Raw genomic sequence first — 25504 nt, 5'->3', positions numbered from 1 at the left:
GATCAGCGCTTGCTGTACTGCGGGGCCTTACGGGCCTTCTTGAGGCCGTACTTCTTCCGCTCCGTGGCGCGCGCGTCACGGGTCAGGAAGCCGGCCTTCTTGAGGGCCGGGCGGTCGTCCGCGTCGACCTCGATGAGCGCACGGGCGATGGCCAGGCGCAGCGCGCCGGCCTGACCCGAGACGCCGCCACCGTGCAGGTTGGCGAAGATGTCGAACGCGTCCGGCTTCTCGACCAGGACCAGCGGGTCCTTGATGAGCTGCTGGTGCACCTTGTTCGGGAAGTACTCCTCGAGGGTGCGGCCGTTGAGCTTGAACTCACCGGTGCCCGGGACGACACGCACGCGAACGACGGCTTCCTTGCGGCGGCCGACGGTCTGGGCGTTGCCGCCCGCGGCCCGCGACGGGCGCGGGGCGGTGGCGGACTCGCTGGTCGCCGCCGGGGTCTCGCTGGTGGCAACCGGGGTCTCGCTCGTCGCGACCGGCGTCTCGCTGGTGGCGACGGCAGCCTCGGGAGCTTCCGTGGTTTCGGGAGCCTCGGTGGCTTCCGGGGTCTCGACGGCGCCGGTCTCGGTCGCCTCGGTGGTGACCTCGGCGGTCTCGGGCTCGGTGCTGGTCACAGACTGTTCCTCACTCACTGCGCGACCTGCGCGATCTTGGTGATCTCGCGCACCTGCGGCTGCTGCGCGGTGTGCGGGTGCTGCGGGCCGGCGTAGACCTTCAGCTTCTTGGCCTGGGCGCGGCCGAGCTTGTTCTTCGGCAGCATGCCCTTGACGACCTTCTCGAGAAGGTGTTCGGGCTTGGTGTCGAGCAGCTCGCCGAAGGACCGCTTGCGCAGACCGCCGGGGTAACCGCTGTGCCGGTAGGCGAACTTCTGCGTGCGCTTGTTTCCGGTGAGCGCGACCTTCTCGGCGTTGACGATGATGACGAAGTCACCGGTGTCCACGTGCGGGGCGTAGGTCGGCTTGTGCTTGCCGCGCAGCAGCGTGGCGACCTCGGTCGCGAGCCGGCCGAGCACGACATCCTCGGCGTCGATCACGTGCCAGGCACGAGTGACGTCGCCGGGCTTGGGGCTGTACGTGGGCAAGGGTCTACCTCGTCGTCAACATTGCGTGTGGGTTCTGTGCGGGCCTAGCGCGCTGATGCGCCGCAACGCACAACGACATATGAAGATACCCCCACGCTCGCCGCAGCCACGCATCGGGGGTGGGTGGAAGCGCCGGGACAGGCCCGGCCCCTGCGGACTCTACCCGGTTTTCCGGCCGAAGTGCCCGCACGCGCGGCCCCGACACGCGAGGATGAGACGATCCGGGCGCCCGGAGCACGGGCACAGGCGAGCAGGGGACGGCGATGAGGAAACGACCGACGGCGATCTTCGTCCTGGGGGCGTTCCTGGCGCTCGTCAGCGCCTGCGGCCAGGCCAAGGCGGGCACGCCGCTGCCGAAGGGCGACGACGCGGCGGACTACGTCGGCGGCAAGTTCGAGCAGGTGATCGGCAAGCTCGAGGACAGCATCACCGACACCCGCGACGTCACCAACTCGCTCGACGCCTACTTCAAGTTCGACGACAAGTGGGTCCACAGCACCGTCACGTCGGCCCGCACCGGCAGCCCGGAGAACCGGGTCGTGCGGCACCGCTCGCTGAAGAACCCCGACGAGATCATCGACACGTACACCCCGGCCGACGGCCCGGTCGAGTACACCTACCTCGGCCCGATGTACGTGCAGAAGGGCGTCTCGCCGACGGCGTGGGTGTCGATGCCGAAGCCCGAGGCCGGCCTGATCCAGCCCTGCGTCTGGGGCGGGGTGCTGACCCCGTGCCGGATGGCCGACTCGACGGTGGACGCCTACCGGGCCGACAAGCGGGCGGTCCGCGGGGCGAAGAGCCTCGGCGACGGCAAGACCGCGCTGACGGTCAACGTGCCCTTCGAGGTCTTCGTCAAGAACCGGGTCGAGATCCTGCCGGCCAGCGTCACGAGCCTGATCGGGCCGGAGCTGAACAAGGCCATGGTGCCGACCACGATCACGCTGAACCCGGACGGCAGCCTGGTCTCGTTCGCGATGGACGCCAAGTTCGGCGGCGACAGCCACCAGGTCGAGCTCAAGTACGAGTTCAAGTTCACCGGCCCGGCGAGCCTGCAGGACATGCCGAAGCTGCCCGACGCGTCGCAGATCACCGTGCTGCCCGACCGCGCGGCGATGGACGACTTCTACCGCCGGCTCGGCGACGCGCAGGGCAACTGATCCGTGGCCGTCTCCCCCCGCCCGACCCGAGGTGATCCCCGATGACCCAGCCGCCCGACCAGCAGCCGCAGTGGTGGCAGCCGCCGGCCGACCCGCCGGCGCCGGGCCGGCCGCAGTCCCCGGCGTGGCAGCCGGAGCAGCAGGCGACCGGCCCGCATTCCGGGCAGTGGCAGCAGAACGACGCCCCGGGCGCGGCCACCGGGTCCTACACGGGCCAGTGGGCCCCGCAGCAGCCCGGCCCGAGCGGGTCGTTCTCCGGGCCGTGGCAGGGACAGCAGAACGCCCCGTGGCAGCCGCAGCCGCCGACACCCCAGCAGGGCGCCCCGGGCGGCGGCCGGCCGCCACAGCAGCCGGGCCCGCAGTACGGCGGCGGGTTCCAGCCGTCGCAGTACGGCGGCCTCGGCGCGTTCGCCGCGGCGCCCGAGAAGCGGCCGAAGTCGAAGAAACCCTTGCTGATCGCCGGGATCGTGGTCCTGGTGCTCGTGCTCGGCGGCGGTGGCGCGTGGCTGCTCGGCGCGTTCCGCGGGGACGTCCTGGACCAGGAGTCCCTTCAGGACGGTGTGGTCAAGGTCCTGAACGAGAACTACGGCGAGCCGGACGTGAAGAACGCGCAGTGCCCGTCGAACGAGGCGGCCCAGAACGGCACGACCTTCGACTGCACGGTGCAGATCGGCGGCCAGGCCAAGAAGGTCACCGTGCGGGTGCTCAACGACCGTCCCGAGTACGAGGTCGGCGCGCCGCACTGAGTTCCCGGCTCGCCACCCGTCCGGCCGGTCAGGCGCGGTCGTGGACGGTGACCTGGTAGCCGTCGGGGTCGGCGAAGGTGAACGTCCGGCCGAAGGGGCCGTCGATCGGCGCAGAGACGATGGTGTGGCCGCCGGCGACGAGAGCGTCGTGGATGGCCTGGACGTCGGTGGCGTGGAGCCAGATCGCGGCACCGATGCCGGGCTGGGCAACGGATGCGAGGTCGGTGCCGGGAACGACGTCGCGGAGGGCGAACGCGATCGGCTTCGTCTCGAAGACGACGGCGTGCGGCGGTCCGGCCGACGAGCGGACGAGGCCGAGGTACTGCTCGTAGAACGCCTGTGAGGCAGCGAGGTCACGCGCCTGGAGCGAGATGAAGTCGGGGCCGGTGACGGGCATGTGGTGCTCCTTCTTTTGTGTCAGTCTTCTGACACGGCTCAATCTATGTCAGAATACTGACATGAGTCAAGACGGAGTCGGCGTCGACCTGGAGACGTCACTGGGCTACCTGCTGAAAGAGGCGTCGAGCGCCCTGCGCGCGGCCATGGACGAGGTGCTGCGGCCGCTCGGGATGAGCGTGACGCACTACTCCTGCCTCGAACTGCTGGCCCAGCGACCGGGCTTGTCGAACTCCGAGCTCGCGCGGGGCGCGTTCGTGACCCGGCAGTCGATGAACGTGCTGCTCCAGAACCTGGAACGAGAGGGCCACGTGACCAGGCCCGAGGCGGCACCGGTCGGGAAGGTGCTGCCCACGCGGCTCACGCCTCGCGGCCGGCGGAGCCTCGAGAAGGCGACCGTGGCGGTGCGGTCCGTCGAGGTCCGGATGCTGGCCGGGATGACCGAAACCGAGCAGGCGGGCGCGTTCCGGATCCTGCGGAGCATGATCCGGTCCCTGCGCGACGGCGGCTAGCCCGCTCCCGGCCCGTCTTCGCGACGAGCCGGTTTTCCTTGTCCGGAAACGGAAAACGGCGGGCCCCGCACCGAAGTGCGGGCCCGCCGTGGTTCCCGGGGCTAGCGGCTCAGAACAGGCCTTCGACGGCGCTGTCCGTCGACTGGTAACCGTCGGCGATCTGCGGCAGGGCGGCGGCGATCTGCGCCAGAACCTGCTTCAGGTCCTCGAAGCTCTGGTCCCACGCGCGCTGGGCCTGGTCGTACTGCTCCTTGGCGGAACCGGTCCAGGTGGTGATCAGCGGCTTCAGGTCGTCCTTGAGGCGGTCGAACGCCTGCTGCAGCTCGCCGCCGGTCTGCGTGCAGTCGTCCGCGGCAGCGCGGATGGTGGCGTAATTGACGACAATGCCGGCATCGGACATGACGTACTCCTTCGGAACTCAAGAATTTCGGGTGAATGAAAAGAAAGACGGGGGTGAAGCTCAGCCGAGCGCGTCGAAGCCGCGGTTGACGGCGCCCAGGATCTCCTGCTGCTGCTGCTCGGACTTCTCGTACTTCGAACCGGCCTCGCGGAGGAGCTCCGCGATCTTCTGCAGCGCCTGGTTCATCTTGCGGGCGTCCTCGTCGAAGCGCTGCATGACGTGGTCGAACGCCTTCTGCGCGTCGCCCTGCCAGCCGGCGCGGGTGGCCTCGATGCGGTCGCGCAGCGTGGACAGGTTGCTGTCCATGCCCGCGCGGACCTCGGTGACCTTGCCCTCGGCGTCGGTGAACTGAGCAACTGTCCCTGTGAATCCAGCCATGCTGGAAACCCCCTTCATAAGAGTGGTTGGCCGTAGCGCGTCTCGTTCGTTTGTACGGCCCTACGACGCAGACCCTGCCATGCCCGGTTCCCTCTTGTCGTGCTTCGCCGGCAAGTAGTTGCTTGCGTGAACGCTCCCCCTGGGAACCGATCGCCGCCCGTTGCGGCGAATCACCCCGATCCGGCGACTCGTCACCCGAAAATACGTTCTCCACCAGCGGGGTTAGCACACGCACAGCGAACACGCGGTGAACTCACTGGCCGCGATTCATGATTCGCATTTGGGAAAAGTCTTCGTCATCGTCACTCGTTCGAGGGGCCCGAGCGGGAGATTGCGAACGCGAAGGAACCGAATCGGGAACCACGGGGGTCTCGGGGGTCTCCGGAACCGCCAGCCCGCGGGCCCGGCGGAACCGTTCGGCGGCCGCCCGCAGGGTGCCGGGCGTCGGATCGCCGGACTTCGCGCCGCGACCCGTTCGCTTCAGCAATTCGACGTTTTCGCTGTGGTGGCGCTGATTGCGCGCCTTCGCGTTCCCGGAGACGCGCCGGGCGTGCGTCACGGCGTCCTGGCCGATCCGCTTGAAGGACGCCGCGGCGCTCTCGAATTCTTCGGACGGCACCGCGTGCCCTCCTCTCAGTTGAGGATTTCCACCGTCCGCACGGCCTGCGTGCAGGCGGCGGCGACCCGGTCGCGCAGCTCGGGCTGCACGTACTGGCAGCCGACGTGGACCCGGATCCGGCCCTTCGCCACGACGTACCAGTCGACCTGGATGTCGGGGCGGTCCGGCTTGACCTGGTGGTAGAAGATCACCGTGCGACCCGCGTACGAGGCGCTCGGGTTGTACGCACTGTACTGGTCCGGGTCGTTGTCGGCGCTCTTCTTGAGCTCGTCCGAGAGCTTCTGCGGGTCCGCCGTCGCGTCGTAGTCCATGACGTACTCCTGCGCGACGAGCAGGTCGTTGCCGTCCGCCGACTCCTGCGGGTGGATGACGACCTGGCGGTCGGCGACCCGGTCGTCGGTCTGGACCCAGTCGGTGGGCGCGACGAACTTGAAGTCGTACTGCGAGAGCGTCCGGCCGGTCTCGGCCTGGGTGCTGTCGCGCGTGAAGAAGAGCACCCCGCCGACGACGAGCGCGGCCACGACGACCACCGCGACGGCCACGACCCCCCACAGCTTCTTGCGGTCCTTCGCGGGCGGCTCGGGCGCGGGCGGAGCCGCGGACGCGCCGCCGGGCCGGCCACCAGGGCCACCGGGACCACCAGGACCGCCGGGGCCGCCGGGGCCGCTCTGGGCGGGCTGGCCGGCCGCCGGCGTCCACGGGCGGGCCGCGGGCTGGCCGTGGGGCGGTGACGGTGGCGGTCCGGGACGGTTCGCGTTCGGCGGGGTGAACTGAGCCGGTGCGGACCGGGGTGGCGCCGGGCGCGGGGCGACGTCGCCGGGGCGGACGACCTCCGTGCGCTGCGCCGCCGGGTTCAGCGCGCCTCCGGGGACCGCGCCCATCCGGGCCATCGCCTCACCGGGCAGCGCGCCGGTGCGGTCCGGGTCGACCAGCACCGCGCGCAGCGCGCCGCGCGCGACCACCGTCTCCGGCTGGTCGAGGCTCGTCGGGACGACGCCGGTGCGTTCGTGCACCAGCCGGGAGATCATCGGGATCCGGCTCGACCCGCCGACCAGGAAGATCGCGGTGAGCTGCTTCGGCCGCAGGCCGGCGTCGCCGATCGAGGCGACGGTCAGCTCCACCGCGCGCCCCAGCGGCGCCGCGATCAGCCGTTCGAGGTCCTCGCGGGTGACGTGCGCGTCGGCGAACGGCGGCGGCATCGGGACGTCGGTGTAGGCGTGCCGCGACAGGGTTTCCTTCGCCCCGCGCACGTCCTGGCGCAGGACACGGCGGCGTCGGCGGTCGACGAGCTCCCGGCCTTCGACGAGCTGGCGCCAGGCGTCCTGCTCCCCACCCGCCACGAGCTCGCCGACGTGCTCCAGCAGCGCCTGGTCGATGTCCGCGCCGCCGAAGGCGGGATCACCCCGGGTGGCGAGGACCTGGAAGCCACCGCGCTGCGGGCGGCCGGCCCGGTCCCGGGCGGTGTCCGGCGGGAGCCGGCGCACGACGCTGACGTCGACCGTGCCGCCGCCGAGGTCCAGCACCGCGAGCGCGTCGCCCGGGCGGCCGCTGAACTCGACGGTGCGGTCGTTGGTGACGTCCTGCGGTGCGAACGTCGCGGCGTGGTAGACCGCCGCCGCGACCGGCTCCGGCACCAGTGCGACCTCGCGCGCCAGCCCGCCGGCCGCCTGCCGCAGCAGCCGGGTGCGGATGGCGCCCCAGTCCGCCGGGTGGGTCAGCACGAGCAGGTCGACCTCGGCCTCGCCGGCCAGCCGGCGCGCCTCGGCGACCGCGCGGCCGAGCACGGCGTGCACGACGTCGGTGACCCGCAGGACGCTGTCGCCGAGCAGCAGCTCGCCCTCGTCGATCCGCCGCTTGGGGTTCGGTTCGTAACGCGACGGGTCGACCGCCGCCTGCCGCTCGGCCTCCTGGCCGACGAACAGCGTGCCGTCGGCCGCCGCGTACACGGCCGAGGACATCAGCGGCTGGCCGTCGATCACCACGACCTGCGGATCGCGCCCGTTGACCGAGGCGACGACACAGGTGCTCGATGTCCCGAAGTCCACCGCTACCCGCACTGTCACCCGATGCTCCCGCAATACTCGCCGCGATCCCCCGCGCCACCGCGATCACGCCGGCGGGGCGCACCCTCGGGGAGGAAACCTACCCCGTCGTCGAAGGTGCGCCCCGCTGCCGTACGCAGTTTAGTCCGGTTGGATCCACGACACCTGGATCAGCTGCTTGCCGTGCTTGCGGGTCAGCATCAGGCCCCGGCCCGGCGGCATCGCACTCGGCTTGATGTTGCCGATCAGCGCACCTTCGTCGCGCGAACCGTTCATCACCATGCCCGGCGCCGCGATCTCCTTCAGCTTGCCGATGATCGGGTCGTACATCGCCTTGCTCGCACCACCGGTGCGCCGCACGACCACCAGGTGCAGGCCGACGTCCTTGGCCTGCGGCAGGAAGTCCGAGATCTTCCGCAGCGGGTTGTTGGACGAGGTGGCCACCAGGTCGTAGTCGTCGACCAGGATGAACAGCTCCGGGCCCTTCCACCACGACCGCGTCTTCAGCTGCTCCTGCGTGACGTCCGGGCCGGGCAGGCGCCGCGTCATCGAGTTGAAGACGTCGTTGACCATGCTCTCCAGCTGCGCCGCCGACACCGCGTAGCCGAGCAGCGAATCGCCCTGGACGAACCCGAGCATCGAGCGCCGGTAGTCGACCAGCAGGATCAGCGCTTCCTTCGACGTGAACCGCTCGGAGATGCCACGAGCGATCTGCCGCAGCAGGTTCGTCTTCCCGGACTCGCCGTCGGCGAACGCGTAGAAGTGCGGCTCGGCGTTGAAGTCCAGGTAGATCGGCTGCAGGTCCTCTTCGTTGACGCCGATCGGGATCAGCTTCGACTCGCGGGCCGTGTCGAGCTTCAGCACCTCGTCGTAGGTGATCATCTCTGGCAGCAGGCGCACCTGCGGCGCCACCCGGCCCCGCCACGCCGCCTTGATCTTCGCCACCGCGTCGGCCACGCCGGACGCGATCGTCTCCGCGTCACTCGAGCCGTCGATCCGCGGCAGGCCGCCGAGCAGGTGCAGCTTCTCGCGCGTCAGGCCGCGGCCCGGCCGCCCGGCCGGGATGTTGACCGCGATCCGGCGGTCGATGTCCGACTCGGTCGGGTCACCGAGGCGCAGCTCGAACCGGGTGCCGATCATGTCCTTGATGGCCGGGCGGATGTCCGCCCACCGGTTGGCGGAGATGATGACGTGCACGCCGTAGGACAGACCCTGGGTGGCGAGCCGGGTGATCGTGGTTTCGAGCTCTTCGAAGTCGTCGCGCAGGGCCCGCCAGCCGTCGACGATCAGGAACGCGTCGCCGAACGGGTCCTGGTCCGGCCGGATCTCGCCGCGGCGCTTCCGGTTGCGGAACTCGGTCATCGAGTCGATGCCCATCGCCCCGAACCGGCCTTCCCGCTCGACGAGCAGGGTGGTCAGCTCGGCCACGATCCGGCGGGCCTTGTCCGGCTCGCGCCGGGCCACGGCCACCCCGCCGACGTGCGGCAGGTCGGCCAGCCCGGCCAGGGTGCCACCACCGAGGTCGAGGCAGTAGAACTGCGCCTCTTCCGGCGTGTGCGTCAGCGCCATCGACATGATCAGCGTCCGCAGCATCGTCGACTTGCCCGACTGCGGGCCGCCGACGATCACGCCGTGCCCGGCCGCACCGGCGAAGTCCGCCCACAGCGGGTCACGGCGCTGCTCGTAGGGCCGGTCGACGATGCCGAGCGGCACCTGCAGCCGGCCGTTGCCGAAGAAGCCGACCGGGGACAGGCCGCGGTCGTCGGTCGGGTTCAGGTTCGGCAGCAGCGTGTCGAGCGAGTTCGGGTCCTTCAACGGCGGCAGCCACACCTCGTGCGCCGGCGGGCCCTGCCCGATCAGCCGCGAGACGATGACGTCCAGCTCGCTCGGCTCGACCGCCTCTTCGGGCTGCTGCCGCTCTTCGACCTTCGGCGCCGCGTCGAACAGCTCCGGTTCCGGTTCCTTCGGCAGCTCGACGAAGTCCGGGACGAACAGCTGCGGGCGCTTGTCCGCGCGCACCACCGTCGCCGCCGGGCCCGCGGCCTGGATGCCGGCCGGCCGGTACGGGCCCGACACGTAGGACGCCTTGAACCGCACCAGCGTCGAGGTGTCGAACTTCAGGTAGCCGCCACCGGGGACCGAGGGCAGCTCGAACGCGTCCGGGACGCCGATCGCGGCGCGGGACTCCGCCGCGGAGAACGTCTTCAGGCCGATCCGGTAGGACAGGTGCGAGTCGAGCCCGCGCAGCTTGCCCTCTTCCAGGCGCTGCGACGCGAGCAGCATGTGCATCTGCAGCGACCGGCCCAGCCGGCCGATCGCGACGAACAGGTCGATGAAGTCCGGCTTCGCCGCGAGCAGTTCGGAGAACTCGTCGCAGACGATGAACAGCGCGGGCAGCGGGTCGAGGTCGGCGCCGTTCTCACGGGCTTTCTCGTACTCCCAGACGTTCTTGAAGTTACCGCCGTTCTTCAGCGCTTCCTGCCGGCGGTTCATCTCGCCGGCCAGCGCGTCCTTCATGCGGTCGACCAGCGTGACCTCGTCCGCGAGGTTGGTGATGACCGCGGAGACGTGCGGCGCCTTGTCGAGACCCAGGAAGGTCGCGCCACCCTTGAAGTCGACGAGGACGAAGTTGAGCGTGCTCGAGGAGTGCGTGGCCAGCATGCCCAGCACCAGCGTGCGGAGGAACTCCGACTTGCCGGAACCGGTCGCGCCGATGCACAGGCCGTGCGGGCCCATCCCCTCGGCGGCGGCTTCCTTGATGTCCAGCTCGACCGGCTGGCCGTACTCGCCGACGCCGAACGGGACGCGGTAGCGGTCGCGGATCGGGCGGGGCCGCCACGCCTGCTGGACATCGAAGGTCATCGGGTCGCCCGGGATGCCGAGCAGCTCCAGCAGCGACGGGTTGGACAGCAGCGGCTCTTCGTCGCTGACGTCCTGCCCGGCCGCGCCGCCGACGCGGTAGGGCGAGATGAGCCGCGCCAGCGACTCCGTCTCGACCACGCTCAGGGTGTCCGGGCGGCCGAACCACTCGACGCCGCCGGCACTGCGCGCGCCGAGCCTGTCGGCCTCCACGACCAGCCGCAGCCCGCGGCGGGCGGCGAGGTTGCCGATGGAGTCGGACAGGTCGATCAGCGTGACGCCGACCAGGCCCTCTTCGAGGATGATCTGCTCTTCGCGGGTCACCTCGGCGTCGTCGACGATGATCACGACGTGCGGCTGGTCCGGCGCCGGGGTGGCGTTGCGGGAGAACCGCTGGCGGTCACGCAGTTCTTCGTCGAGCCAGTTTTCGATCTGGGCCAGCGAGCCGGCCATCATGCGGAGCTGGCCGATGCCGTCGGACATCGTCGGGTGCTGGGCGTGCGGCAGCCACTTCGCCCACTCCCACTCCTCCTTCGCGCGCCCCGCGGTGGCGACCGCGATCAGCACGTCGTCGGGGCTGTGGAAGGTGACCATCTGCGCGAGCATCGCGCGGGTCAGGCCGCGGGTCAGCGCCCGGTCGCCCTGCATGCTCACCGCGGCGAACCCGCGCAGCGTGATCTGGGTGGGCAGGTCCGGCACGATCGAGTGCGCGCGCACGAACCGGCGCAGCGCGAGGGTGGCGATCGGCTCCAGCTCGTCGACCGGCCCGGTCTGCGGCGGGACCAGCCGCGTCGCGAGGCGGTGCGAGCTGCGCCCGACGCGCAGGTGCAGGAAGTCCTGGTCGTTCTGGCGGCGCTCCCACATCCGGCGGCTGCCCGCCAGCGGCCACAGGGACTGGGGGTCCGGGTGCACCCACTCGAGCGCGGCCCGCTGGTCGACCATCGCCTCGCGGGCGCGGTCGCGCATCTGGCCCAGGTAACGGAGGTAGTCCTTGCGGTCTTCGTCCATCTCGGCGCGCTTGGCGCCACCGCCCTTGCCGCCACCGCCGGCCATCATCCCGAGCGTGCCGACGACCATCATGCCGCCCATGGCCATCATCATCGGGTTCCGGTTGCTGGCCTGGAACATGAAGACCATCATCCCGAGCGACGCCACGATCATCACGATCGGCAGCGCCTTCATGACGATGTTGCCGGGGATGACGCGGGGCACCTCGGGCGGCGGCTCGAGGTGCACCTCACCACCCGGCGGGCGCGGTGCCGCCAGCCGCGGCGACTTCTTGAACTGCAGCGTGCTCATCGAAGGACCCCTCATTCAAACTCGACGATGGCGGCCACCGTTTAGTGCACAAGGTGCGCGGAACAACCTAGCGAACGTCGCGGAGGAATTCCGGCGGATACCGCAACCGCCCCTGTGACCCACGTCGGGCGTCCCTGCCCTCGTCCGGCGAGTGTACGGCCCACGACCGACAGTCATGATCGCTCGGGGAAATCTGCCTTCACACTGTCGGTTACAGCCGGTTCACCCTTGGCGACAAGCGTGCTAATCATGATCTGGCGATGATCACCACGCGGGGAGGGACCATGAACGGGAACAGCCGCCGATTGGCACTGGCAGGCGTGGCGGCGGCAGCGTTGCTGACCGCAACGGCCGCGTCGGCATCCGGCGCGGGTGTGACCGCCGAATCCACGGCCGCCTGTCACGAGACACCTCACGAGATGGTCGGCGGACGCTCGCAGAACCTTTTCTTCTGCGCCGACGTGGTCGGCACCGCCGGCAACTTCCGGCCCGACACCCGCATCTACCTCGACCGGGCCGACTACGGTCCCGACCCGACCCATTGGGCGGGCTGGATCGCCGAAGGCCCGATGGGAACCAGCAGGACGGCGAGCGGGACCGTGGCCGGGGACCACTGGTGGCGAGTCTGCACCCACGAGGCCGGTGGCCCGTTTTACTGCACCCACTGGTACCACCAGTAGCGACCTCGGACCGACCTGCGGCGGGCAGTGATTTTCGGACGTTCGATGATGTCGGCGCCCGGGTCCGGTATAAGTTCCCCCGGGAGCAGTATCAACCGAGCGGGGGCAGTGCAGTGGCTACGGGCACGACAGTTTTCAGCAGGGTGACGGTGGTGGCGCCCTCCACCCGGATCGACGTGGCGCTGCCCGCCGACGTCGCGGTGGCCGATCTCCTCCCGATGCTGCTCGACATGGCCAAGGAGTCGTCGCCCGACGGCGGCGCCCGCCACGGCGGCTGGGCGCTGGCGAAGCTCGGCGACGCCCCGCTCGACCCCAGCCGCACGCTCGCCTCGCTCGGCGTCGTCGACGGCGAGCTGTTGCAGCTGCGCAAGCGCAACGAGAACCCGCCGCCGCCGCTGTACGACGACGTCGTCGACGCGATCGCCGAGTCGTCCCCGGACAGCTTCCGGCCGTGGACCAAGGAAACGGCCAACCGCTTCGGGCACGTCGCGGGCGGGCTGGCGCTGGTCGTCGCCGCCGTCGCACTGTTCTTCAGCGGGTCGTTCTACGGCGGCAGCGCGCTCGGCGCGGCCATCGCCGGCGGCATCGGCGCGATCGCGTGCGTCGCGGTCGGCGCGACGCTCGCCAAGGCGTACCAGGCCGAGTCGACCGGCGTGCTGGTCGCCGCGGCCGGCGGCCTGCCACTGGCCTTCGTCAGCGGCTTCTACACCGTGCCGGGGCTGTCGCTGCGGGCCAACCTGCTGCTCGGCGCGGTCCTCGTGATCATCGTCGCCTCGGTCTGCATCATGGTCATCGGCGCCGGCATCACGACGTTCATCGCCGCCGCCACCGCGGGCACCTTCGGGGCGCTGGCGTTCCTGTTCGGCACGCTCATCGCGCACCCGGCCGCCGGCATCGCGGCCGGCACCATCGCCGTCGCGCTCGCCTGCATCTCGATCCTGCCCCGCGCCACGATCTGGCTCGCGAAGCTGCCGCTGCCGCACGTCCCGGGCAGCGCGGAGGAGCTCAAGGAAGACTCCGGCTTCCCCGACTACCGGGCGATCGAGCGCCGCACGGCCATCGCGCACAACTACATGACCGGCCTGATGATCGGCTGCGGCGCCACGGTCGCGGTGGCCGCCGTCATCGCTTCTTCCGGGCCCGGCGTGTTCGGCATCATCCTCGGCGTCGTCGCGACGCTCGTGCTGCTGCTGCGCGCCCGCGCGTACGCGAACGGCAGCCAGGCCATCGCCCTGCTCACCACGGGCATGGTCTCGGCGACCGGCATCGCGATCGGCTGGCTGACGACGTCGAGCCCGCAGAACCGCCTGCTCATCGTCTTCGGTGTGCTGATCCTGCTGGCCGCCGGCGCGCTCGTGGTCGGCGTGATCTTCCCGAACCAGCGCTTCTCGCCGCCGCTGCGGCGCACGGTGGAGATCATCGAGGCGCTCTGCATCGCGTCGGTGCTCCCGCTCGCCCTGGGTGTGATGGACCTCTACACCACCCTGCGGCACCTGAACTTCAAGTGACCGGATCGGGTGAATCTCGGATGGCTGCAGGACGCCGCTTCGGCGCGACCCGGCGAACGACCACGGCGTTGCTGGCCGGCACCATCGGCGTGCTCGCGCCGCTCGGCGTCGCGCTGCCGGTGTGGGCGCAGACGGCCCCGGCGGACGGCTACTACGCGACCCCGCCGCCGGTCGACGACAGCAAGCTGATCCCGGACGAGCGCAAGCCGGACAAGGCGTACAAGCCGACGAAGGGCTGTGTCCAGCGCGCCGTCCTCGGGCAGAACATCGTGCTCAAGACCCGGCCGTGGGGCCAGGACTACCTGCAGATCGCCAAGGCGCAGGAGATCGTCAAGGCGGCCACCGGCAGCGCCGGAGGCGGCATCCGGGTCGCGGTGATCGACACCGGCGTGACCCGGCACCCGTGGTTCCAGAACCGGCTCGAGTCCGGCGGGGAGTACGTGGCGAAACCGTCGAAGGGACAGCCCGACGGTCTCGAGGATTGCGACGGGCACGGCACGGAGGTCGCCGGGATCATCGCGGGCAAGCCGGACGACCCGGAGGTCGGGTTCGTCGGCGTCGCCCCGGACTCGACGATCGTGTCCTACCGCCAGCTGAGCGAGAACTACGAGCCCGACACGACTCCCCCGTCGTCGACGCCGCCGGCCAGCAGCAGCGGTACCCCGTCGTCGAGCACGAACCCGCCGTCCGGCTCCGAGAGCTCGCTCCCCCCGAGCGGCAACGGAGGTGGCAGCGGCGGCGGCGATGGTGATGGGACCACCCCCGGGCAGACCAACGGTGGCCGCCAGCTGGAGAAGCCCGGCACCGCGGGCACCCTCAAGACGCTGGCCGAGATCATCCACGGGATCGCCCAGCGGCACGAAGCCAGTGTCATCAACATGTCGGTCGACAACTGCCGCACCGCGACGGGGTCGATCACCGAAGGCGAACAGCAGGTCCAGGCGGCCGTGCACTTCGCGGCGTCGCAGAACATCGTCGTCATCGCCGCCGCGGGCAACGCGACGGACACCTGCCTGCAGAACGACCAGGCGGACACCCGCAAGCCCAAGACGATCGTCACGCCGCCGTGGTTCGCCGACGACGTGCTGTCCGTGGGCGCGATCGACGAGACCGGCAGCGTGGCGCCGTTCAGCGTGCACGGACCCTGGGTGGGCGTCGCGGCACCCGGCACGAAGATCATCTCGCTGGACCCCGCCGAGGGATCGGTGGGACTGGCGAACCTGACGTTCGAAAGCGGCGACAAAGCCAGCGAAATCCAGGGTACGAGCTTCGCGGCACCCTACGTCGCCGGCTTGGCGGCGCTGGTCCGGGCGAAGTACCCCGACCTCGACGCGAAGCAGGTCGTCAACCGGATCAAGGAGACGTCCCAGCACCCGGCCGCCCCCGGCGGGCGCGACACGTTCGTCGGCGCGGGCGTGATCGACCCGGTGGCGGCCCTGACGCAGAGCCTGCCGTCGGAGGTCGGGGTCGTGGCGTCGGACCCGGGCCCGCAGATGGCCCAGCTCCCCCCGGCCAACGACCGCAGCTCGACCCCGATGATCGTGGCCCTGGCCGGCACCGGTGGTGGCCTGGTGGCCCTGCTGATCACGCTCTTCGTGATGCGCACGATCCGCCGCAACCGCCCGGAGCCCACCGGCCCGGTGCGCTGACCGCCGGAGCTACTGCGCGGGCGGCTTGGGCTTCGGCGCCGTCTCGTCCTCGCCGATCACCGGCGGGGCGACCAGGTCCGGCTCGCCGAGCAGCTCCGACGACTTGATCATCGGCCGGTTCTTCGACGGGCGGCGGGCCTGGCCGCCGCCTCCGCCGAAGCCGCCGATGCCCATCATCGGCATCATCGGCATGCCCGACGCGCTGTGGTCCGCGGTGTCCGCCGCGACCGGGGCGACCGGCGCCTGCGGGACGGCCGCGTCCGCGGGCCGGCCGGAGTCGGTGTGCTTGCTGTCCTCCGCCGACGACGCCGTCATGACCTCATCCGAGCCTGAGCCCGAATCCGAACCGGTCGAACCCGTCGAAGAAACCGCCGTCGCGCCGGATTCCGTGTCCTGCAACCGAAACCGGTCCTGCGGGTACCGGTGGTTGATCTCGACGCTCCGGGTGACGACGTCGGGGTCGTCGACCCCGTCGCACAGCCGGTCGAACGCCTCCAGGACGTCGCGCGCGGTCTCGTACAGCCCCTTCGCCGACTCCTGCGTCTCCCGCAGCTGCGTCCGCGCCCGCCGGGTGCCGCCGCTGGGGAGCGTCATCGACTCCGACACCAGCTCCGCCGCGTCCACCAGCACTTCGACGAGGTCGACGACGACGTGGCGCAGGGTCGTCACCAGGTCGTCGAGGGCGCCGGCGAGGACGGTCAGCGCTTCCTGGAGGTCGCCGCCCGCGGCGCCGATCTCGCGGATGTACGCGACGAACGCGTCCGCGTCCCGGCCTTCCCAGCCGCCGTCCAGACGACCGAGCCGGTCGTCGAGCCGGGCGGACACCTCGGCCGCCGCGGCGGCCGCCCGGCGCAACCGGCCGGCCTCGGCACCGAGGTCGCCCCAGCGGCCGATCAGCGGGCGGAAGTACGTCTCGACGGGGTCGATCAGCCCGAGCTGCCCCGAAAGGTCGGTGAGGTACGACAGGTACGGCTCGGCCGCGGCGGCGATGTCGTCGCCCGCCGCGTCCGGCCCGAAGGTGATGGCGGGTGCCGCCGCGGGGGCGGCCGTCCGCTTGGCCAGGGGGTGCGGGATGGAAGCGGTGGACGCTTCCGGTTCGGCGAACATCATTCGAGCCTCCCGGCGCGCTTGATCAGCTCCGCGGCCTGGGCGTCGTGGTCGCTGTGGCGCACCGTGACGTGCCGCAGCGCCTCCGCGGCCGACCGCAGCGCCTCGGCGCCGTCGGCCAGCTGCTGCCGCAACGCCCCGGCCGCGCGGCCGTACGACGCACCTAGGCCGATCTGCGCCCCCAGGGCGCCGTAGGACTCGTCGGAAACGCCTTCGCCGCCCACCTCGGCCGCCGCCGAATCCAGCTCGGCTGCGGCCTCCTCAGCCGTCTTGGCGTACTCGGCGACGACAACGCCGTCCATCCTCAAGCCGGCCACGGCACCTCCGCTCGCGAAAAGACCATCCGAGCGTGTGTGACGCGCAGAGCGGCCCGATGGTTCCGCTCAGCTGCCGGGCTGCGGGCCGGGCGTCGGGAACGAGCCGGCGTTCGGGTCGATCGGCACGGAGTCGAACTCCCGCAGGACGTCCTGTGTGTTCAGCGAAGCACCGGTCGGCAGCAGGCCGATGATCGACTCCGGCGCCGGCTGCCGGTTGTTCAGGCCGATCGCGTCCGCGGTCGCGGCGTCCGGGACGCTGTAGCGGATGCCGCGGTCGGAGATCAGCTGGATCGAACCCTTGCCGAAGCTCGCCTTGCCGGTGGCGGACTGGACGACCGCGCCGAACCCGGGCTGCAGGTAGAACCCGTTGACTGGCACGCGGTTCGGGCCGGGCGTGGTGACCTTGATCGTGCTGAACTTGTCGCCGTGGCTGTTCTGGCCCGGCAGCTGGGTGTCGATGTACACCGAGGTGTGGGCGTCGCGGTTGTCGCCTTCGCCGACCACGGACCAGCCGAGGCACGAGACCGCCGAGTTCTTCGTCGCGTCGAGGACCGTCGGGACCGTGCGCGGGAAGTCGTCGACCTTGATGTAGTCCGGGTCGGTGGGCTGCAGGACGCGGACGCCGGACAGCTTGTCGAGGCCGAGGATCTGGATCCGGCTCGCGCTGCCGTGCTTCGCGACGCGGATGACGTCGGCGACCGCGTTCGACACCTGCTGGATGCCGCCCGTGGTGATGGCCCAGTACTGCGGCTGGGCACCGGTCGGCTGCGTGGAGAAGACGTCGCCCGCGGACAGGCCGTCGAAGTCGGCCGGCGCGTTGCCGTCCGCGATCACCGGCGGGGTCAGGCGCGCGACCTCGGGGATGGCGTTCAGCAGCCCCTGCGTGATCTTCCGCGGTTTCTGGTTCAGCTGCAGGGCCGTCGAGACCGCGTTGTGCGAGTCGCCGGTGTCGATCTCGGCGCGCACGGTGTTGGCGTTGGGGCGGTTCTGCGTGCTCGGCAGGCGGTAGATCAGGTACGTCTTGCCGTTGTCCGCCGCCGCCAGCAGCGCTTCCTTGTCCCCCAGTTCGGTACCGAGGGCGCTCGGCGCGATTCCGCCGAAGACGTAGGTGTTGGTCTTGTTCACGCTGTCGGGCTGCGGCAGCGAAGGATCGAGCTGAACCTGGTCGCAGACGGCCCAATTCGCGGAAGTCCGCTGCGAATCCCCCGGAATCAGTTGCGGGCCGTCGGGAATTCCGGTCAGTTTTCCGCGCGGGATGTTCTTCAGCTGTTCATCGGAAACGACCGTGGGATTCTTCACAGCGGCCGGGCTCGCCGCGGCCGCCGGCGCCGCCACGCTGTTGCCGCCGGCCGCCCCGGACGACTGCTTCGACTGGGCGAGCAGCAACAACCGCGCGGACGCCAGGTTGAAGGTCGGGACGAGCGTCTTCGGGTTCCCCATCACGACGTAGACCGTGCCGGACTGCTCGCCGATCACGATGCCGCCGGCCTCGGGCACCGACGGCGCCGGGCTGAGCAGGCCCCAGACGACGAACACGATGGCGCCGAGAGCACCGAGCACAACACCGACGATCGTGGCCCTCGTGTGGGTGCGCATCGGGTCGTGCAGCATCACGGCATCACGCCGGACCAGTGCCGACTGCATCCGGCGCAGGACGAACTTGTACGCCTGAACCTGAGACTTAGTCGTGGGTGTTGATGGCATTCTCGACCTACAGCTCTCCCCGTCGCGGTACGGTTCCGCAGGATAGCCGTACGGGGACCGTCTGGTGTGGGGTTTCTACCAACTCAAGCTAGTGTCGGACTCCCCGGGACCCGGCTTCCGGGTACGCAGCAAGCACGAGGGGAAGAGAAAGCGCGGATGTCCGTCACCAACCCTCCACGTCCGCCTGGCCCGCCCGGGCCCCCGCCGCCCGGTCAGGGACGCCCCGGCCCGCCGCCTCGTCCGGGCAGACCGACCGGCCCCAACGTCCTTCCCGGTGGCCCTGGCGGACCCGGCGGGGTGCCGGGTGGCCCCGGTGGCGGACCCGGCGGACCTCAGGGGCCCGGTGGTGGCCCCGGTGGACCCCCTCGCGGCCCCGGCGGACCCGGTCCCGGCCCTGGTGGCCCCGGCGGACCGGGTCGTCCCGGTCCCGGTGGCCCGGGCGGACCTGGTGGACCCGGCGGCCCGGGAGGTCCCGGTGGGCCTGGCGGACCCGGTGGACCGGGCGGGCCCAGCGGACCCGGCGGTCCCGGCGGACCCCAGGGGCCCGGTGACTCCGACGGCCCGGCCAGTACCCCGGCCGGCGCGACCCGGATGGCCCCGCCCGCGCGGCGCCGGTCCTCTGGCGTGAACCTCGGCCCGCTCCCCGTGGCGAACCTCGTCGTGCTCGAGGTCGGTCTCGCGGTCGGGCTGGTGCTGCTCGCCATCGACATGTCGTTGAAGTACGTGGGGATCGGCATCCTCGCGGCCGCCCTGATCGTCGCGCTGCTGCGCTGGCGCGGCCGCTGGTTCACCCAGTGGGTCGGCCTGACGATGCGGTACTCCTTCCGGTCCCACGACCGCGTCGCCGAGCCGCTGCCGCCGAGCAGCGTCGAGGCGATGGCGGCCGAGGAGACCGCGGTGACCGGCGCGGACGACGCCCGCGTGAACCTGCTCCGCATCGCCGTCCCGGACCTCGTCGTCGCGCACGGCGTCGACCACGAGCGCCAGCAGGTCGGGCTCGCCTGGCACGACGGTTCTTGGACGGCCGTGCTGCTCGTCGAGCCCACCCCGGCGATGATCACCCAGGCCGGTGACGCGCCGAGCCTGCCGCTCGCGGCGCTCGCCCCGTGTCTGGAGGACCGCGGCGTGGTCCTCGACTCCATCCAGATGATCTGGCACTGCTACCCGGGCAGCGCGGCGCTGCCGTCGGACTCGCCCGCGCTGAGCTCCTACATGGAGGTGCTCGGCCCGCTGCCCGCGGCGGCGCGGCGGACGACGTGGGTCGCGATCCGGCTGGACCCGAAGCGCTGCCCGGCGGCGATCCGGGAGCGCGGCGGCGGCGTCGTCGGCGCCCACCGCGCGCTGATCGGCGCGCTTTCCCGCGTGCGCAACGCCTTGGAGTCCCAAGGCGTCCCGACCCGGCCGCTCGACCCGGACGAACTGCTGCGCGCGAGCATTTCCGCCGCGGAGCTGACGTCGGTCGCCGGCTCGCCGGACAAGGTGATGCTGCAGGAGCGGTGGTCCGGCGTGACCGCGGCCGGCATCGGCCACGCGAGCTACGCGATCACCGGCTGGCCGAAGGGCAAGATCACCGGCAGCCTCAACGCGCTGACGAGCGTCCGCGCGCTGTCCGCGACGGTCGCGATGTCCATCTCACCGGCGTCGGACGAGGGCAAGATCGGCCTGCGCGGCGTGGTCCGGCTCAGCGCGCGCAACCCGCGTGAGCTCGACGCCGCCGACCAGCGGCTGCACGGCCTGTCCGAGCGGCTGGGCGTGGTTCTGACGCCGCTGCGCGGGCTGCAGGTCTCCGCGCTCGCCGCGACATTGCCGATCGGAGGTACGGCATGACTTCCCGTCTCCGCGACGCCGGGCAGAACACCGGTGTGGCGCCGGAGTTCACCGTGGACCCCGCGATGCTCGACGCGATCAGCCCGTCGGGTGACCGCGGCGGCATCGTGCTCGGCTCGGGCCTCAAGGGCGAGCCACTGACGATCTCGGCCCTGCGCTCGACGCCGACCCGCATCGTGCTGGTGGGCGGGCTGTACCTGGCCCGCCAGGTGGCGATGCGCGCGATGGCCGTCGGCGCGTGGGTCGTGGTGGCCACGGGCCGCCCGACCGAGTGGCAGGTGCTGTCCCGCGCGGCCGGCAGCCGCGACGGCCGGCCGTCCCCGCTGGTCCAGATCCGCCGGCTGTCCCCGGTCGAGCTGCCCCGCCCGTCGGAGGACGCCCCGTTGCTGGTGGTCACCGACGGCGGCCCGACCCCGCAGGACCTGTTCCCGCCGAGGTCGCCGTGGCAGACGACGATCTACGTCCTCCCGTACCTGCACCCCCAAGCGGGCGCGACGGCGAACGCGGCGGACCTGGTGCTGATGCAGCGCCTCCCGGCCGGCCAGGCCGAGCTGGCGGCCCGCATCTGGCGCCTGCCGCCGCAGATGATGCGCCAGCTGACGACGTTGAAGGACGACCAGGTGGTAGCCCTGGGCCGGAACCTCTGGCGACCACTGCGCCTGGTGACGACGGGCAAGGAGCAGCAGCTCCTGGGCCCGGTCCGCCGCGGCGACTGAGGTTTCCCCGCACGCAGGAAAGCCGTGAAGGCCTCCTTACCGGCTCTTAGCGCCGGTAAGGAGGCCTTCACGGCTTTCAGGGGGAGGTGCGGACGTTGCGCGTTTGCTCGGCTCGTGCGGCCAGTTCGGCGTCCGGCGGGTAGTCGACCGCTGTGAGGGTCAGGCCGTGGGCCGGGGCCACCGCGCTGTCGCGGACGCCGCTCGCCAAGACCTCGCCCGGCCAGCTCGGCCCGCGGCGGCCGTCGCCCACCAGGAGGAGGGCTCCGACCAGGCTGCGGACCATCGAGTGGCAGAACGCGTCCGCGGAGACCTCGACCTCCAGCAGGTGCTCGTCCACCCGGCGCCAGACCAGGCGTTGCAGCTCGCGGATCGTCGTGCCCGTGTCGCGCTGCTTGCAGTACGCCGCGAAGTCCTGCAAGCCCAGCAGCGCCGAAGCCGCGGCGTTCATCGCGTCCGTCGACAGTGGACGGTTCCAGGCCAGCGTGTCGTTGCGGCGCAACGGGTCCACGCCCCAGGGGGCGTCCGAAACGCGGTAGCGGTAGTGGCGGCGGACCGCCGAGAACCGGGCGTCGAAACCCGCCGGGGCCACGCGGGCGCCCAGGACGCGCACGTCGCCCGGCAGGAGGCGGTTCCAGCGCCCGGCCATCCGCGTCAGGTCCGGGATGCCTTCGGCCGACACCGGGACCCGGCTCGACGCCGAAGGGGCCAGCGGCACGACGTCGACGTGCACCACCTGGCCGGTCGCGTGCACCCCGGCGTCCGTGCGGCCCGCCACGACCACCGACTTCGGTACTGAGGCACCCGGCGGCTGGCGCTGCAGGGCCTCCTCCAGCTCCGCCTGGACCGTGCGGCGGCCCGGCTGGCGGGCCCAGCCCGAGAAGTCCGTGCCGTCGTAGGAGACGTCCAGGCGCAGACGAACGAGCCCGCCGTCCCCAGCGGGGATGGCGGGCTCGTTCGGAACGGCTTCCGTCGTCAGGACTCGTCGTCCTGCTGCGACGGCGGCAGCGAGAAGCCCGCGGCTTCCGCGGCTTCGGCGGTGGCGAACCACACCTCGGCCTTGGTCTGCTCGTAGTACGGGCTTTCTTCGGTGTGGTAGTACTTCGACTCGTCGTTGCCCTTGATCGGGAAGCCCTCGGGCTGCGTCCCGTCCTCGAGCGGCGCGTGGCTGCCCTCACCGTAGGGAGCCTCCGAAGCGGCTTCCTCGGCGGCCGGGGCGGCCTCGACAGCGGCGGCCGGCTTCTCGTCCTTGGCGAACTTGGTCTTGCGCGCGCGCTCGGCCTCGCTCGTCACGGTCTTCTCGTTCACCAGCTCGATGACGGCCATCTTGGCGTTGTCGCCCTTGCGGGCCATCGTCTTGGTGATCCGGGTGTAACCACCGGGACGCTCCGCGAAGTGCGGACCGATCTCGGCGAACAGCTTGTGGACGACGTCCTTGTCACGGACGACGCGCTGAACCTGACGGCGGTTGTGCAGGTCGCCCCGCTTCGCCTTCGAGATCAGCTTCTCGGCCAGCGGGCGGACCCGCTTCGCCTTCGCCTCGGTGGTGGTGATCTTGCCGTGCTCGAACAGCTGCGTGGCCAAGTTGGCCAGGATCAGCCGCTCGTGCGCGGCTGATCCGCCGAGCCGGGCTCCCTTGGTAGGGGTGGGCATTGGTTCTCCTACTAGTTCAGCTCGCAGCGTCCAGGCACAGAGCCCTAGAGCTGCTCGGTCTCTGCGTAGTCCTGGCCATCGTCGTGGCCGTCCGAAATCCCGTCGGCGATGCCACCGACACCCTCCGACCAGCCTTCACCGTCGTAGCTGGCGGCAGCCGCGGTCGGGTCGAACCCGGGCGGGCTGTCCTTCAGCGCGAGGCCGAGACCGACGAGCTTCAGCTTGACCTCGTCGATCGACTTGGCGCCGAAGTTGCGGATGTCGAGCAGGTCCGCCTCGGAGCGCGAGACCAGCTCGCCCACCGTGTGGATGCCCTCGCGCTTGAGGCAGTTGTACGACCGGACGGTGAGGTCCAGGTCCTCGATCGGCATCGCGTAGGCGGCGATGGTGTCCGCTTCCTGCGGCGACGGGCCGATCTCGATGCCCTCGGCGTCGACGTTCAGCTCGCGGGCGAGACCGAACAGCTCCACCAGCGTCTTGCCGGCCGACGCGACCGCGTCGCGCGGCGTGATCGACGGCTTGGTCTCGACGTCCAGGATCAGCTTGTCGAAGTCGGTGCGCTGCTCGACACGGGTGGCCTCGACCTTGTAGGTCACCTTCAGCACCGGCGAGTAGATCGAGTCGACCGGGATCCGGCCGATCTCCGCGCCCGCCTGCTTGTTCTGCAGGGCCGGAACGTAACCGCGGCCGCGCTCGACGACGAGCTCGATCTCGAGCTTGCCCTTGCCGTTCAGCGACGCGATGTGCAGGTCCGGGTTGTGCACGGTGACGCCGGCCGGCGGCACGATGTCGGCCGCGGTGACCTCACCGGGGCCCTGCTTGCGCAGGTACATGGTGACCGGCTCGTCCTCTTCCGAGGACACCACGAGCTCCTTGAGGTTCAGGATGATGTCGGTGACGTCTTCCTTCACCCCGGGAACGGTGGTGAACTCGTGCAGCACGCCGTCGATGCGGATGCTCGTCACGGCCGCGCCCGGGATGGACGACAGCAGCGTGCGCCGCAGCGAGTTGCCGAGGGTGTAACCGAAGCCGGGCTCCAGCGGTTCGATGGTGAACCGGGAACGGGTCTCGTTGACCGTCTCTTCGCCGAGAGCCGGCCGCTGGGAAATCAGCATTCTTCCTTGTTCCTTTCCAGACGACGCCCGCCATATGACGTCGAAGGGATGGCGAGGCGGCGGCGCACTGTGGGCGCCGCCGCCCGTAACCGGCCCGGAAGCCGGATTACTTCGAGTAAAGCTCGACGATCAGCTGTTCCTGAACCGGAACGTCGATCTGCGCACGCTCCGGCAGCTGGTGGACCAGCACGCGGAGGTTCGACGAAACGACCTGCAGCCACGCCGGGATCGGGCGGTCGCCGTAGGACTCCTTGGCCACGACCAGGGGCAGCATCGTGAACGACTTCGGCCGCACGTCGATGATGTCCCACTTCGAGACCTGGTAGGACGGGACGTTGACCTTGACGCCGTTGACCAGGAAGTGGCCGTGGCTCACCAGCTGCCGCGCCTGACGGCGGGTGCGGGCGATGCCGGCGCGGTAGATCACGTTGTCCAGGCGGGACTCGAGGATCTGCAGCAGGTTCTCACCGGTCTTACCCGGACGCCGGACGGCTTCCTTGTAGTACCGGACGAACTGGCGCTCGAGAACGCCGTAGGTGTAGCGAGCCTTCTGCTTCTCCTGCGACTGCAGGAGGTACTCGGACTCCTTGATGCGCCCGCGGCCGTGCTGGCCCGGCGGGTAGGGGCGACGCTCGAAAGCCTGGTCGCCGCCGATGAGGTCAACCTTGAGGCGACGCGAAATACGCGTCGCGGGGCCGGTGTAACGAGCCATTTCTTCTTACTCCTCCCCGTTCCTCAGACCCGGCGCCGCTTGGGCGGGCGGCAGCCGTTGTGAGGCTGCGGGGTCACGTCCTGGATGGTGCCGACCTCGAGGCCGGCCGCCTGCAGCGAGCGGATCGCCGTCTCGCGGCCCGAACCCGGGCCCTTCACGAAGACGTCGACCTTCTTCATGCCGTGCTCAGCAGCCTTGCGGGCGGCGTTCTCGGCGGCCATCTGCGCGGCGAACGGGGTGGACTTGCGCGAGCCCTTGAAGCCCACGTGACCACTCGACGCCCACGCGATCACGGCACCGGTCGGGTCCGTGATCGAGACGATGGTGTTGTTGAAGGTGCTCTTGATGTGCGCGTGACCGTGCGCGACATTCTTCTTTTCCTTGCGGCGGACCTTCTTGGTCCCCGCCGCGGTACGAGACTTCGGTGGCATGTTCTGAGGGTTCTCCTGTTAGCGCGCGTTCTCTTGGTGAGCGGCGACCGCTTCGGCCTGTCCGCGCCGGATGATCGAACCGGCGTCGGTGTACAGGTTGCGGAGCGCCATCGGGCGGGCGTAGAGCGCCTTGGGCGAGACACAGGCCGAGCCGCGACGCTGAGCGCCGCCCATCTGCACGACCTTCTTGCCCTGGACGCTCACTTCTTGCCAGCCTTCTTCTTGCCGGCGACCGTCTTCTTCGGACCCTTGCGGGTACGGGCGTTGGTCTTCGTGCGCTGACCGCGGACGGGCAGTCCGCGACGCCAGCGAAGGCCCTCGTAGCACCCGATCTCGATCTTCCGACGGATGTCGGCGTTCACCTCGCGGCGAAGGTCACCCTCGACCTTGAAGTTCTCTTCGATGTACGTACGCAGCTTCGCGAGGTCGTCATCGCTGAGGTCCTTGACGCGGGTGTCCGCGTTGAGCTCGGCAGCCTTGATGAGCTGCTTCGAGCGGGTACGGCCGATGCCGTAGATGTAGGTAAGCGCGATCTCCAACCGCTTTTCGCGGGGGAGGTCTACGCCAGCGAGTCGTGCCATTGGCGTTGATGCTCC

Annotated in this window: 26 protein-coding genes; 8 read left to right on the top strand and 18 right to left on the bottom strand. The window is 70.7% G+C overall.

Features of this window, described 5'->3' with window-relative positions; translation table 11 throughout:
- Positions 1–2: 2 nt before the first annotated feature.
- Together rpsI and rplM are read right to left on the bottom strand one after the other, a co-directional pair.
- A complete protein-coding gene (gene rpsI / locus OHS58_RS41120; RefSeq protein WP_326956059.1) occupies positions 3–617 on the bottom strand; it encodes a 30S ribosomal protein S9 in 615 nt (204 codons plus the stop codon).
- A gap of 14 nt (positions 618–631) precedes the next feature.
- Positions 632–1084, bottom strand: coding sequence for a 50S ribosomal protein L13 (gene rplM, locus OHS58_RS41115; protein ID WP_247060576.1), 453 nt, complete (start codon positions 1082–1084; stop codon positions 632–634).
- A gap of 263 nt (positions 1085–1347) precedes the next feature.
- Here rplM and OHS58_RS41110 point away from each other — a divergent pair, with 263 nt between their 5' ends.
- Positions 1348–2241 carry a hypothetical protein gene (locus OHS58_RS41110; RefSeq protein ID WP_247060575.1) on the top strand — a complete coding sequence of 298 codons (894 nt, stop codon included), beginning with the start codon at positions 1348–1350 and terminating at the stop codon, positions 2239–2241.
- A gap of 41 nt (positions 2242–2282) precedes the next feature.
- Positions 2283–2987 carry a DUF4333 domain-containing protein gene (locus OHS58_RS41105; RefSeq protein WP_328645909.1) on the top strand — a complete coding sequence of 235 codons (705 nt, stop codon included), beginning with the start codon at positions 2283–2285 and terminating at the stop codon, positions 2985–2987.
- Between the two features lie 28 nt (positions 2988–3015).
- Here the strand turns inward: OHS58_RS41105 and OHS58_RS41100 are convergent, their stop codons facing one another.
- Positions 3016–3384: a VOC family protein gene (locus OHS58_RS41100; RefSeq protein ID WP_328645908.1), complete on the bottom strand. Its 369-nt coding sequence runs from the start codon at positions 3382–3384 to the stop codon at positions 3016–3018.
- A gap of 61 nt (positions 3385–3445) precedes the next feature.
- Between OHS58_RS41100 and OHS58_RS41095 the strand changes: the two genes are divergently transcribed.
- A complete protein-coding gene (locus tag OHS58_RS41095) occupies positions 3446–3895 on the top strand; it encodes a MarR family winged helix-turn-helix transcriptional regulator (protein WP_328645907.1) in 450 nt (149 codons plus the stop codon).
- Positions 3896–4004: 109 nt separating this feature from the next.
- On the opposite strand, the gene OHS58_RS41090 is transcribed toward OHS58_RS41095, so the two are convergent.
- The 5 genes from OHS58_RS41090 to eccCa all read right to left on the bottom strand — a co-directional run bounded on the left by OHS58_RS41090 (position 4005) and on the right by eccCa (position 11492).
- Positions 4005–4295, bottom strand: a complete 291-nt coding sequence (locus tag OHS58_RS41090; RefSeq protein WP_247060571.1) for a WXG100 family type VII secretion target — start codon at positions 4293–4295, stop codon at positions 4005–4007.
- A 60-nt stretch (positions 4296–4355) separates the two neighbouring features.
- Positions 4356–4673, bottom strand: coding sequence for a WXG100 family type VII secretion target (locus OHS58_RS41085; RefSeq protein WP_328645906.1), 318 nt, complete (start codon positions 4671–4673; stop codon positions 4356–4358).
- Positions 4674–4926: 253 nt separating this feature from the next.
- A complete protein-coding gene (locus OHS58_RS41080; RefSeq protein ID WP_247060568.1) occupies positions 4927–5292 on the bottom strand; it encodes a hypothetical protein in 366 nt (121 codons plus the stop codon).
- Positions 5293–5306: 14 nt separating this feature from the next.
- The gene (locus OHS58_RS41075) at positions 5307–7355 is read right to left on the bottom strand and encodes a type VII secretion-associated protein (RefSeq protein ID WP_328645905.1); all 2049 of its coding nucleotides are present in this window, start codon (positions 7353–7355) and stop codon (positions 5307–5309) included.
- 120 nt (positions 7356–7475) lie between these two features.
- Positions 7476–11492, bottom strand: coding sequence for a type VII secretion protein EccCa (gene eccCa, locus OHS58_RS41070; protein ID WP_326946030.1), 4017 nt, complete (start codon positions 11490–11492; stop codon positions 7476–7478).
- A 284-nt stretch (positions 11493–11776) separates the two neighbouring features.
- On the opposite strand from eccCa, the gene OHS58_RS41065 reads away from it, so the two are divergent.
- The 3 genes from OHS58_RS41065 (at position 11777) to OHS58_RS41055 (ending at position 15329) form a co-directional block, all read left to right on the top strand.
- A complete protein-coding gene (locus tag OHS58_RS41065; protein WP_328645904.1) occupies positions 11777–12172 on the top strand; it encodes a hypothetical protein in 396 nt (131 codons plus the stop codon).
- A gap of 143 nt (positions 12173–12315) precedes the next feature.
- Positions 12316–13680 (top strand): type VII secretion integral membrane protein EccD, encoded by a 1365-nt coding sequence (eccD, locus tag OHS58_RS41060; protein WP_326946028.1) that lies wholly within the window; start codon positions 12316–12318, stop codon positions 13678–13680.
- Between the two features lie 20 nt (positions 13681–13700).
- The gene (locus OHS58_RS41055; protein WP_328645903.1) at positions 13701–15329 is read left to right on the top strand and encodes a S8 family serine peptidase; all 1629 of its coding nucleotides are present in this window, start codon (positions 13701–13703) and stop codon (positions 15327–15329) included.
- A 9-nt stretch (positions 15330–15338) separates the two neighbouring features.
- Here the strand turns inward: OHS58_RS41055 and OHS58_RS41050 are convergent, their stop codons facing one another.
- From OHS58_RS41050 to eccB, 3 genes are all read right to left on the bottom strand, one after another.
- Positions 15339–16436 carry a WXG100 family type VII secretion target gene (locus OHS58_RS41050; RefSeq protein ID WP_328649937.1) on the bottom strand — a complete coding sequence of 366 codons (1098 nt, stop codon included), beginning with the start codon at positions 16434–16436 and terminating at the stop codon, positions 15339–15341.
- Positions 16436–16753 (bottom strand): hypothetical protein, encoded by a 318-nt coding sequence (locus OHS58_RS41045; protein WP_326946026.1) that lies wholly within the window; start codon positions 16751–16753, stop codon positions 16436–16438. The genes OHS58_RS41050 and OHS58_RS41045 overlap by 1 nt, the downstream gene beginning before the upstream one ends.
- A 66-nt stretch (positions 16754–16819) precedes the next feature.
- The gene (gene eccB / locus OHS58_RS41040; protein ID WP_328645902.1) at positions 16820–18457 is read right to left on the bottom strand and encodes a type VII secretion protein EccB; all 1638 of its coding nucleotides are present in this window, start codon (positions 18455–18457) and stop codon (positions 16820–16822) included.
- 591 nt (positions 18458–19048) lie between these two features.
- Between eccB and eccE the strand changes: the two genes are divergently transcribed.
- Together eccE and OHS58_RS41030 are read left to right on the top strand one after the other, a co-directional pair.
- Positions 19049–20284 (top strand): type VII secretion protein EccE, encoded by a 1236-nt coding sequence (eccE, locus tag OHS58_RS41035; protein WP_326946024.1) that lies wholly within the window; start codon positions 19049–19051, stop codon positions 20282–20284.
- Positions 20281–21000: a hypothetical protein gene (locus OHS58_RS41030; protein ID WP_247060552.1), complete on the top strand. Its 720-nt coding sequence runs from the start codon at positions 20281–20283 to the stop codon at positions 20998–21000. The genes eccE and OHS58_RS41030 overlap by 4 nt, the downstream gene beginning before the upstream one ends.
- A 76-nt stretch (positions 21001–21076) precedes the next feature.
- Here OHS58_RS41030 and truA read toward each other — a convergent pair whose 3' ends face one another.
- From truA to rpsM, 7 genes are all read right to left on the bottom strand, one after another.
- On the bottom strand, positions 21077–21907 hold the full coding sequence (gene truA, locus OHS58_RS41025; RefSeq protein WP_328649936.1) for a tRNA pseudouridine(38-40) synthase TruA: 831 nt from the start codon (positions 21905–21907) through the stop codon (positions 21077–21079).
- A 65-nt stretch (positions 21908–21972) separates the two neighbouring features.
- The gene (gene rplQ, locus OHS58_RS41020; protein ID WP_442788253.1) at positions 21973–22650 is read right to left on the bottom strand and encodes a 50S ribosomal protein L17, sunset domain variant; all 678 of its coding nucleotides are present in this window, start codon (positions 22648–22650) and stop codon (positions 21973–21975) included.
- A 44-nt stretch (positions 22651–22694) separates the two neighbouring features.
- A complete protein-coding gene (locus OHS58_RS41015; RefSeq protein ID WP_004558887.1) occupies positions 22695–23765 on the bottom strand; it encodes a DNA-directed RNA polymerase subunit alpha in 1071 nt (356 codons plus the stop codon).
- Positions 23766–23871: 106 nt separating this feature from the next.
- Entirely contained in the window at positions 23872–24477 is a 606-nt protein-coding gene (gene rpsD, locus OHS58_RS41010; protein WP_247060548.1) for a 30S ribosomal protein S4, read from the bottom strand.
- Positions 24478–24500: 23 nt separating this feature from the next.
- Positions 24501–24908 (bottom strand): 30S ribosomal protein S11, encoded by a 408-nt coding sequence (gene rpsK, locus OHS58_RS41005; protein WP_247060546.1) that lies wholly within the window; start codon positions 24906–24908, stop codon positions 24501–24503.
- Between the two features lie 18 nt (positions 24909–24926).
- Positions 24927–25112 (bottom strand): hypothetical protein, encoded by a 186-nt coding sequence (locus OHS58_RS41000; RefSeq protein ID WP_020643221.1) that lies wholly within the window; start codon positions 25110–25112, stop codon positions 24927–24929.
- Positions 25109–25489, bottom strand: coding sequence for a 30S ribosomal protein S13 (rpsM, locus tag OHS58_RS40995; protein ID WP_004558883.1), 381 nt, complete (start codon positions 25487–25489; stop codon positions 25109–25111). The genes OHS58_RS41000 and rpsM overlap by 4 nt, the downstream gene beginning before the upstream one ends.
- Positions 25490–25504 lie beyond the last annotated feature (15 nt).

The sequence above is a fragment of the Amycolatopsis sp. NBC_00348 genome (assembly GCF_036114655.1).
Taxonomy (GTDB): domain Bacteria; phylum Actinomycetota; class Actinomycetes; order Mycobacteriales; family Pseudonocardiaceae; genus Amycolatopsis.
Note: the sequence above shows the minus strand (reverse complement) of the source record. Positions and strands in the feature narration are given on the sequence as shown.